This is a genomic window from Paraburkholderia sp. SEWSISQ10-3 4, assembly GCF_030464785.1.
Lineage (GTDB): Bacteria > Pseudomonadota > Gammaproteobacteria > Burkholderiales > Burkholderiaceae > Paraburkholderia > Paraburkholderia aspalathi.
In genome coordinates this window covers 276,230-287,507 of sequence record NZ_JALPRI010000002.1, presented here as the reverse complement: position 1 = coordinate 287,507, position 11,278 = coordinate 276,230, and the positions used below count along the sequence as shown (strand labels likewise).

The window sequence follows — 11,278 nt, the reverse complement described above, 5'->3', positions numbered from 1 at the left end:
ATGACCCAACCGACTCCGCAAATGCAGGCCATCTCGCTCCGCTACGCCGCACTGCCGCCCGAGAGTCGCGCCGCTTTCCGGCAACGTGTGGCCGCACAGCACATCGATCCGGCGACGCTGCCGATCGTGCCCATCGCCCGAAGTGCTGCGCACGGCGGCGACGCGCCGCTGTCGTTCGAACAGGAGCACCTGTGGTTCCTGTGGAAACTGCAACCGGACAACCCGGCCTATCACATGCCGGGCGCGATCGAGCTCGACGGCGAACTCGACACCGCAGCGCTCGATCACGCGCTAGGCAGCGTCGCGCAGCAGCATCAGAGTCTGTGCACACGCTTCTTTCAGCGTGCGGATGGCGAGTTGCGACAGACGGCGGAAGGCACGCCGCGGCCCGCTTGTCGCCTGCACGATCTGCGCGGCGCCGACGGCACCGCGCTCGATGCAACACTCGATGCCGCGCTGCGCCGCGCAGCCGTCGAGCCGTTCGACCTTGAAGCCGGTCCACCAATGCGCGCCGATCTGTTCCGTATCGGCGCCTCGCGTTACGTCCTGCTGCTGACCCTGCATCACATCGTCACCGACGGCCATTCGATGAGCGTTCTGATCCGGGCATTGGCGCAAGCCTATCGGCAGGCATCGAGCAAAGCGCCAGCGCCCACCACCGCGCCCACGCTGCAATTTCGCGACTGCGCCGCATGGCAACGCGAATGGCTCGACGACGCCGCGCTGCAAACGCACATCGACTACTGGCGCGCGCAACTCGGCACGCACACGCCACCGTCCCCGTTACCGTTCGACCGTCCGCGCGCGCATCAGCCGAGCGCGGCGGGCGGCCGCGTGCGGCGCGAGATCGACGCGGCGCTGCTGGCGGGCCTGCAAACCCAGGCCGCCGCGCAAGGCGCGACACTTTTCATGGCACTGCTCGCCGCCTTCGGCACGCTGTTATACCGGTACAGCAGCGAGAGCGATCTGCGCATCGGCGTACCGTCGAGCGGACGCGACAGTGTCGAAACCGAAAACCTGATCGGCTTTTTCGTCAATACGCTGGTAGTGCGTCAGCAGGTGGAGGGCAATCTGCCTTTCGGCACGCTGCTCGCGCAGACACGCCAGACGTTGCTCGACGCGCAGGCGCATCGCGCGCTGCCATTCGCGCGTCTGGTCCGGTCGCTGCAGACTTCGCGCACCGACGACACGCCGCTCTTTCACGCGATGTTCAGCATGCAGCGCAGCGATCGCGCGGCGTTGTTGTCGCTGCCGGGTTTGAGCGTCACGACGCGCGAAATCGAAACGGGCGCCGCGCAATTCGACCTGTCGTTCAACGTCGTCGAACACGATCACGGCGCGCGGCTGAACATCGTCTATGCGTCCGAGCGCTTCGATGCCGCGACGATCGAACGCCTCGCCGATCACTATGCCGAACTGCTCGGGCAACTGGCGCGCAACGCGAATCTTTGCATCGCCGACCTGCGCCTGAGCCACTGTGCACAGGCGTCGCCGCCTATCTCCGCCACTAAAGTCACGCAGCAAGCTCATGCCCCACGCGGCGTGTTGCAGCGAATCGCCGACCACGTGTGCTCGCGGCCCAATGCAGAGGCTGTGACCGGCGAGACCGGCGCCTTGACTTACCGCGAACTCGATCGCTGGTCGAACCGGATCGGCCGATGCCTCGCCGAACGAACCGGCATGACGCCGGCGCCCGATGTCCGCATCGGCCTCTGCACGGGCCGCTCGCTTGCGCTCGTCGCAGGCGCGCTCGGCATTCTCAAAGCGGGTGCAGCCTATGTGCCGCTCGATCCGCGCTATCCGCCTGAGCGCCTGCACGACACGCTGCTCGATGCGAACGTACGCTGCATCGTCGCCGATGCCGAAGGTATCGCGTCACTCGGCGCGTGGGCTACGGAACACGGCGTGGCGATCGTCGACGCAGCGGCGTTGCAGGATATCGAAACCGCTGACGCGGACGCTTTGCCGCAGCAAACGACGCCGCACCCCGAACAACTCGCCTACGTGATCTACACGTCCGGATCGACCGGGCGGCCAAAAGGCGTCGGCGTCACGCACGCGAACCTGGCGCGCCTGTTCGACAGCACGGCTGCGCTGTTCGATTTCGGTCCCGACGACGTCTGGACGCTATTCCATTCGCACGCCTTCGACTTCTCGGTGTGGGAGCTGTTCGGCGCGCTGGCGCATGGTGGCCGGCTCGTCGTTGTCCCGTACTGGACAACGCGCGAACCGGCTGCGCTGCAGCGCCTGCTGTGTGAGCAGCGCGTGACGGTGTTGAACCAGACGCCGTCCGCGTTCGATGCATTAATGCAGGCCGATCTCGCGGCGTCCGAACCTTTCGCCAACGTGCGCGTAATCGTGTTCGGCGGCGAACGGCTCGAACCTGCGGCGCTAGCCGCATGGCATCGCGCGCGCGGCACGCATGTGCCGGCGCTCGTCAACATGTACGGGATTACCGAAACGACCGTGCATGTCACCCATCGCGTGTTGCGCGACAACGATATTCACGGCACGACACAGGCGCTTTTGAGCCCTATCGGCAGCGCACTCGACGATCTGCAATTGCATCTGCTCGATGCCGATCTGAATCCGGTTCCGCCAGGCGCGAAGGGCGAACTGTATATCGGGGGCGCCGGTCTCGCGCGTGGCTATGCGAATCGTCCAGCACTGACGGCCGAGCGTTTCGTTCCCGATCCGTTCGGTCTTCCCGGCGCGCGTTTGTATCGATCCGGCGATGTCGCGCGGCGGCTGCCGGATGGCGAGCTCGCCTATCTCGGCCGCAACGATGCACAGGTGAAGCTGCGCGGTTTTCGTATCGAGCCCGGCGAAGTGCGCGCGGCGTTGCTGAGCCATCCGGATATCGCTTCGGCTGAAGTGATCGCACGTGAGCATCCGCAACGGGGCGTGCAATTGATCGCCTACCTGGTCGCACGCCGCAACGCGGTCACGCTGCGTCAGCCTGCGCGCGAGCATGCCGCAGCGTATCTGCCGGCGCATCTGGTGCCGTCGGCCTATGTCGTGCTCGACGCGCTGCCGCTCACCATCAACGGCAAACTCGATCGCCACGCGCTGCCCGCTCCGGACGATGCGGCATTCGGCGCCGAACACGTGAGTGCCGGTGCAAATACCGATGCGCCAGTACCGCCGCTGTCGCCGGTCGGCCTGCGCCTCGCCGATCTTTGGCGCGAGGTGCTCGGTGTCTCCCATGTCGATGCCGATGATGATTTCTTTGCTCGCGGTGGCCATTCATTGCTGGCAGTCAAGCTTGCGGCGCGAATCGAACAGGCCTTCGCCGTGCAACTGCCCTTGCGCATCTTCTTCGATCATCCGCGGCTCGGTGCGCTCGCCGCGCAACTGGAAACGGCGCTCGCCAGCGGGCATCCTGATGGCCAACCGCAGCGGCAAGCGCTCGTGCGGCGTCCGGCTGCGCAAACCTGCGTGCCGCTGTCGCATGCACAGGAACGGCTCTGGTTCCTCTGGCAATTCGATCCGCAGGACACCGCCTACAACATCACGTGCGCGGTGAATCTGCATGGGGCGCTCGACGCCGTCGCGTTGCGCGGCGCCTTCGACGCGCTGTCGCTGCGGCACGAGGCGTTACGCACGTCGTTTGGCGAAGAGGATGGTGTCGGCTATCAGGAGGTTCACGCCGCGCCGCGCTACACATGGACGGCGCACGATCTGCGTACGAGCGCGCCGGACACACGTGAGTCCGGCGTCGCGTCGCGATTGAGCGATGCCGCGCGTGCACCGTTCGATCTGACTGGCGATCCGCTGTTGCGCGTCACGCTGATTCACGTCGACGCCGAACACCATGTGCTGCATCTCGCCCTGCATCACATCATCGCTGACGGCGAGTCGGTCGATCTGCTGATCGACGAGTTAATCGCGCTGTATCGCGCAGCGCTGGACCACGCCGATTTCACCGCGCTGCCCGAACTGGGCGTGCAATACGGCGATTACGCGCGCTGGCAGCGACTGCACGCCGACGACACGGCGCTCGCGCGCCAACTCGGCTATTGGCGCGACTTGCTTGGCGAAACCGATCCCGTCCTCGAACTGCCGCTCAAACAGCCGCGCGCGGCACCGCGGCGGCGTGGACTCGGCCGCACCGTCCGCACGCTCGACACCGCGCGGATACAGGCGCTGCGTCATCTCGCCGAAGCGCACCAGGCTAGCCTCTTTATCGTGATGCTCGCGGCACTCGACGTCCTGCTGCAACGCTATAGCGGACAGAACGAGATCCGCGTCGGCGTGCCCGTTACGGGCCGCACGCAAGTCGAGACTGGACGGATGATCGGTTGCTTCGTGAACACGTTGGTGATGACGGCGGACATCAGCCGCGCGGACACGTTCGCCGCACTGATCGCGCACGTCCGGCAGCGCTCGCTCGACGCGCACGCTCACGCGGACCTGCCGTTCGCGCGGCTCGTCGAAGCGTTGCAACCGAACCGCGAACGCAACACGACGCCGCTGTTTCAGGTGATGTTCAACTATCAGCAGGCGGCAGCGCCGACGCAAGCGTTGCCCGGACTGCGGATCGAGCCGCGCGATGCGCAAGCGGATGCGGTGCAGTTCGATCTGAAACTGGACGTCACCGGCGCAGCGGATTACGCGCGCCTGCACTTCGATTTCGCCGATGATATTTTCGCGGCGTCGACGATCGAGCGGATGGCGGATCACTTCGTCGAACTGGTCGATCAGGTGATTGCTCGACCTGAGGTCGAATTGCGCTCGCTGACAGTGAGTTCGCCGAAGCGCGAGGCGGTGCCGCTTGCGCGTTATACGTTTGTGCCAGTGAGCCAGCGTATTGCGCAGACCGGTGCGCGGCAACCTGATGCCGTTGCCCTTACCGGTGAGCAGGAAAGCCTCACGTATCGTGAACTGCTTGACCGGGCTTCGGCCATCGCCCAGCGGCTGCTGCGCGACGGCGTGCAGCGCGACGCCTGCGTCGCCGTCTGCGTCGCCCGTGGCCCCGCGCTGCTCGCCGCCATGCTCGGCGTCTGGCAGGCCGGCGCGGCCTACCTGCCCGTCGATCCGTCCTATCCGCCCGAGCGCATCGCCGCGATGCTCGAGGATGCGCAGGTGCTGCATGTGCTCGCCGATGCCGCTACGGTTACCGATCAGCACAGCCCCGCGCTGTTTGCCGGGCGTCAGGTGGTGGAGCTCGGCGCCGTGCGGCACGCTTCCCACTCCGGTCACCGCACCCACACACTACCCGCCATCCACCCCGACCAGCTCGCCTACGTCATCTACACCTCAGGCTCCACCGGCAGGCCCAAAGGCGTCGGCGTCACCCACGGCGCGCTCGACCGCCTCCTCGCCAGTGTCGATCTGCGGCCCGGCCTGCGCGATGACGATCTCTGGCTCAGCGAATCGGCACCCGTGTTCGACATCTCCCTGCTCGAATTCTGTCTGCCGCTCGTGCGCGGCGTGCCGCTCGAACTCGTCTCCTCGCAGACCGCCCGTGACGGCATCGCGCTCGCCGCACGCCTCGAAGCGAGCCGCGCCACCGTCTTCCAGGCTACCCCCAGCGGCTGGCGCATGCTGCTCGAAGCCGGCTGGCGCGCCGATCTGTCCGTGCCGCACCGCCCGCTGCTCGGCCTGAGCGGCGGCGAACCGTTGCACCCCGATCTCGCCGCCGCGCTGATCGCCCGGGGCGTGGCCTTGTGGAATCTGTACGGCCCGACCGAGACCACCATCTATTCCGCCAGCGCCCAGGTCTTCACCGCTCAGCCCATCACTCACGGCGATCCCTTGCCCGATACCGTGCTGCGCGTGATCGACTCGCACGGCCTCGCCGTGCCCGACGGCGGACTCGGCGAGCTGTGCATCGGCGGCCGCAATCTCGCGCGCGGCTATCTGCGCCGCCCCGCTCTCACCGCCGAGCGCTTCGTGCCCGATCCCGACGGCGCGCCCGGTACCCGCCTCTACCGCACCGGCGACCTCTGCCGGCTGCGCGACGATGGCCGCCCCGAACCGCTTGGCCGCCTCGACCAGCAGGTCAAGCTGCGCGGCTACCGGATCGAGCCCGGCGAGATCGAAGCCGCGCTCTGTGCCTGCGACGGCGTGAAGAACGCCGCCGTGGCGATCAGGGGCGAAGGCGCGCAGCAGCGCCTGATCGGCTACATCACCGGCGAAGCGGACACCCGTGTGCTGGGAACCCGGCTCGCCCGTTCACTGCCGGCGCACATGCTGCCCTCGGCCATCGTCACGCTCGATGCGCTGCCGCTCACGCCCAGCGGCAAGCTCGACCGTCGCGCATTGCCTGAACCCGAATGGCAGGACGACGACACGCCCGTGGTCACGCCGCGCTCGCCCCGTGAAGCCGCCCTGCTCGATATCTGGCAGACCGTGCTCGGCCATCCCGTGGCCAGCGTCACCGTCAACTTCTTTGCAGCCGGCGGCGATTCGATCCTGAGCCTGCAACTGATTTCGCGCGTGCGCAACGCCGGCTGGCATCTCACGCCCAAACAGATCTTCGAGCATCCGACTATCGCGCAACAGGCCCAGCTCATGACTGCTTGCGCCAATGCGGCAAGCCGGGCCGCCGAGCACCACGATGCGTTGCCGTTGACGCCGATCCAGGCAGCGTTCTTCACGAAACGTCCGGATGGCGAGTCGCACTGGAATCAGTCCGTGCTGCTCGACACCGCGGACGCGCTCGATCCCGACCGCCTCAGCGACGCGCTGACCGCGCTGGTCCAGCGTCACGATGCGCTCCGACTGCGCTTCACGCGCGACGGCAATGGCAACGGTAACAGTGACGCCCCGCGCTGGCAGCAGCGTGTGGCCGCTCGCGAGGACGCTGCGCTGCTGCGCCACGTCGAACTCGATTCCGCCGACTGGGACAACGCGTTGGCGAAGCAAGGCGCGACGATCCAGCAAAGTCTCGACATCGAGCACGGTCCGCTGTTGCGCGCCGGCTATTTCGAAGCGGGCTCACGCCGCCGCCTGCTGATCGCGATTCATCACCTCGCGGTCGACGGCGTGTCGTGGCGCGTTCTGCTCGACGACCTGCGCGCGCTCTACGCCGACCAACCTTTGCCCACCCTCACAACGCCCTGGAGCGTGTGGGTCAACGCCCAGGCGAACAGTGCCGCACCGGCTGCCGCGGAACTCGACTATTGGGCGCACACGCTCACGGCTGAGCAACGTGCGTTGCCGGACCACCTCGTCCGCGAGCCCGCGCGAGGCATGGTCGATCGCAGTCTCGCCGCGAGTCGCACGGTCAGCATCGAACTCGACGCAACCAGCACGCGCCGTTTGTTGCAACACACATCGCATGCCTATCGCACCCGTCCTGACGACCTGCTGCTTGCGGCGCTTGCGCAAACGCTCGGCGCGCCGTCGAGTCATGACGCGCCGGTGTTGATCGATCTTGAAGCACACGGCCGCAGCACCTCGCTCGATACCGTCGATCTCGACCGAACAGTAGGCTGGTTCACGGTTCAATACCCGTTCGCCTTGCCGCGCGCGCAGACGCCGGCGGCGACACTGATCGCGGTCAAAGAGGCGCTACGTGCCGTGCCGGAACAAGGGCTTAATTTCGGTCATTTGCGCGAGGCCGGCAGAAGCGGCTCGCTCGACGGAATAACCGACGCCGGGCGTCAGGCAGCACTCGCGCTCTGGCCTCGCGCCCAGGTCCGCTTCAACTATCTCGGCCAGTTCGATCAGGCGCTCGCCGGCAGTCACACGGTGAATTCACCGGATGGCGCCCCGCGTCTGCACTTTTCTCACGACTTCGCCGGCGCGCCGCTTGCGGGCGCCGACACCATGGACCACCTGCTCGACATCACCGCGCTGGTGGTGGACGGCGTGCTCGATCTTCACTGGCGCTTCAGTCCCGACGTACTGGACGCGGACGCGGTCGAACGACTCGCCGCGCAAACCGCGCAGGCGCTGCGCGAACTGATCGCGCATTGTGTCGATGCGCCGCCGCGTGGCACCGCCGCCGACTTCCCGCTTGCGCGTATCGGCCAAGCCACGCTGGAAGCCATGCGGCTGCCGCTCGGCGACATCGAAGACATCTATCCGGCGACACCGCTGCAGCAAGGTCTGCTGTTTCATAGCCTGCTCACGGCCGGCGCGGGCATGTACCTGAACCAGTTGCGCCTGACGCTCGACGGCGCGCTCGACCCACGCGCGTTACTCGCTGCCTGGCAGGACATGCTCGATCAGCATCCGGTGCTGCGCACGCATTTCGAACTCGGCCAGGAAAGCGGTCCCCTTCAGGTGGTGCATCGACATGCCGTCGTGCCATTCGCGACGCATGACTGGCGTGCCCACGCCACCGATTACGATGCCCGCCTCGCGCAATGGCTCGGCGCCGATCTGCGCAGCGACTTCGATCCGGGCCGCGCGCCGCTGATGCGTGTCGCGCTGTTCGCGCGGCCTGACGGTGCACACGATCTGGTGTGGACCAGCCACCATGCGTTGCTCGACGGCTGGAGCAGCGCGCAATTGCTCAACGCGCTGTCGCAAGCGTATCGGGCCCGCACGCGCAGCGGCACACACGCAGCGCAGCTCGCGACCCGCGCTTCCAGTGCGCCGACGGCATCTATTGCACCCTATCGCGACTACGTCCGCTGGCTCGCACACGACACCGCCACCCGCGATCATGCCGACTGGTGGCGCACCCTCGCAAGTCACGCCGACGAAGCGGCCTTGCTTGCGCCTAGCCTCGGGCGTCCGCAGCAACGCGAACCAGGCTCGCATGACTGGTCGACGCGGCTCGCCAGCGGTCTGCACGCCCGCCTGCTGCAAGCCGCGCAGCGCGCCCAGGTGACCTTGAACACGTTGATGCAAGGCGCGTGGGCGATCCTGCTCGCACGCTACGGCGGCCGTCATCGCGCCGCCTTCGGCGTGACCGTGTCCGGCCGCCCGGCGGACTTGCCCGGTGTCGAACGGATGATGGGCCTGTTCATCAACAGCGTGCCGCTGTGGGTCGACGCGCCCGCCAGTGCGCCAGCCACCGACTGGCTGCGCGAGCTGCACACGCTGAACCACGCGTTGCGCGAGCACGAACACACGCCGATCACGCGCATCCAGCAATGGACCGGCCGCAGTGGCGACAACCTGTTCGACACGCTGTTCGTGTTCGAAAACTATCCGCTCGATCGAGCGCTCGACGCGGACGGCGACGGCCTGACGGTTCGCGCGCAGCAGAGCGCCGATCGCACCCATTACCCGCTGACGCTCGCCGTGCTGCCACGCGAACGGATCGACCTGCAATGGGCGTGGGACGGCGAGCGTTTCGAGCGTACGACGATCGAGCGGCTCGCCGCGGACTACGAGCGGATCCTGACGCAACTGGCCGCCGCCGTAGTGGATCGCGACCCGGCGCACGTGCGTCGCATTGCGCGGCTCGGCGACATCGCGTTGTCCGGCGAGACGCTCGATTCGCAGCCGCAACGCCGCTATGACTTCGAACCTGTGATGCCGCGCTTCAGCGCGCGCGCCGCCCGCCAGCCGGACGCCATCGCGCTCGCCTGCCGCGGCGCGACCTTGAGCTACCGCCAACTCGACGACTGGAGCAACCGCATCGGCGCGCGGCTCAAGCGCGCGGGCCTGCGCAGCGATCAGCGCGTCGGCGTATGCGTGACGCGCGGCGTCGGTCTGCCGGTGGCGCTGTTCGGCATCTGGAAGGCCGGTGGCGCCTACGTGCCGCTCGATCCGACCTATCCGCGCGAGCGTCTGGCCGGCATGCTCGACGATGCCGACGTGCGCCACGTGGTCGCCGATGCCGCGTGCGTCGCGCAACTGGGCGCGCTGTTCGCGGGACGCGAGGTGATCCGCATCGATACCGCCGATGCGGCCGAAGCGAGCCACGGCGTCATGAGCGTAGAAGACGCAGCGCCGGAAGACTGGCATCAACCGATCGAGCCGGAACAACTCGCCTATGTGATCTACACCTCCGGATCGACCGGCAAGCCCAAGGGTGTCGCGCTCAGTCATCGCGCGTTGAGCCTGCATCTGGCGGACTTCCAGTCTGTCTATGGGATCGGCGCCGGCGACATCGTGCTGCAATCGTCGACGATCAATTTCGACGTCGCCTTGCACGAGTTGCTGCCCGCGCTGCTGCAAGGCGGCCGCGTCGAAATGCGCGGCCCCGATGCGTGGGACATCGATACGCTGAACGCGACGCTCGTCGACGCCGGCGTCACGTTCGCGCGCATTCCGACCTCGTTGTGGCAGCAATGGCAGCGCGCCGCGCCGCCCGCGGCGGCGTTGCAATCATTGCGGCAGATCACCGTCGGCGGCGAAGCGCTGGCCGGCGATACGCTCGCCCGCTGGCGCGCCGGTCCGCTCGCGGCGATCCACGTCGACAACCTGTATGGTCCGACGGAGACCGCGGTCGCGGCGCTCTATCACCGCACCGGCGCCGCCGACGAAGCGCACGTGATCGTGCCGATTGGGCGTCCCTATCCTGGCCGCGGCGTCGCGCTGCTCGATGACGACGGCGTGCGGGTTCCGCACGGCGGCATCGGCGAACTGTGCATCAGCGGCGACTGTCTCGCGCGCGGTTATCTGGGACGGCCGGGTCTGACGGCCATGCAGTTCGTGCCCGATCCAGACGGCTTGCCCGGCGCACGTCTGTACCGAACCGGCGACCTGTGCCGCTTCGGCGCGGACGGCACAGTGCAGTTTCTCGGCCGGATCGACCAGCAGATCAAGCTGCGCGGCCAGCGTATCGAGCCGGGTGAGATCGAAGCGGCGCTGCGCAGCTGCGCGGGCGTCACGCAGGCACTCGTCGCGCTGCACGGCGAAGGCGAGCATCAGCGCCTGATCGCCTATGTGGTCGGCATGGTCGAGACCGAGTCGCTCATCCAGGCGCTAGGCGCGCGCTTGCCCGAAACGTGGATACCTGGCGCCTTCGTCATGCTCGAGCGCCTGCCGATGCTGCCCAACGGCAAGCTCGACCTCCGCGCGTTGCCACCGCCCGCGCCGCCGGCAGACGCGCCCGCGGTCGCGCCGCGCAATCCGGTCGAGCAGACGATCGCCGAGGTCTGGCAGGACGTGCTCGGCGTGCCGACGGTGTTCGTGCACGACAACTTCTATGCCCTCGGCGGCCATTCCCTGCTCGCTGTGCAGATCGCCGCGCGGCTCACGCGCGCCTTGCAGCAAACCGTGCCGCTCGCCGCCGTGCTCGCGCAAGCCACCGTCGCGCGGCTGGCAGAGTCGCTGCGCGAGGCATCCGCTGCGCAGGCGCAAACCCAGGTGGCGCAAGCCGCCCAACGCGACACGATGAAACAGTTGCTGGCCGAACTGGATTGAG

Annotated in this window: 1 protein-coding gene; it reads left to right on the top strand. The window is 67.5% G+C overall.

Annotated features, from left to right (window positions below):
• A complete protein-coding gene (locus M0D68_RS07150; RefSeq protein WP_266224085.1) occupies positions 1-11,277 on the top strand; it encodes a non-ribosomal peptide synthetase in 11,277 nt (3,758 codons plus the stop codon).
• Position 11,278: the final 1 nt, after the last annotated feature.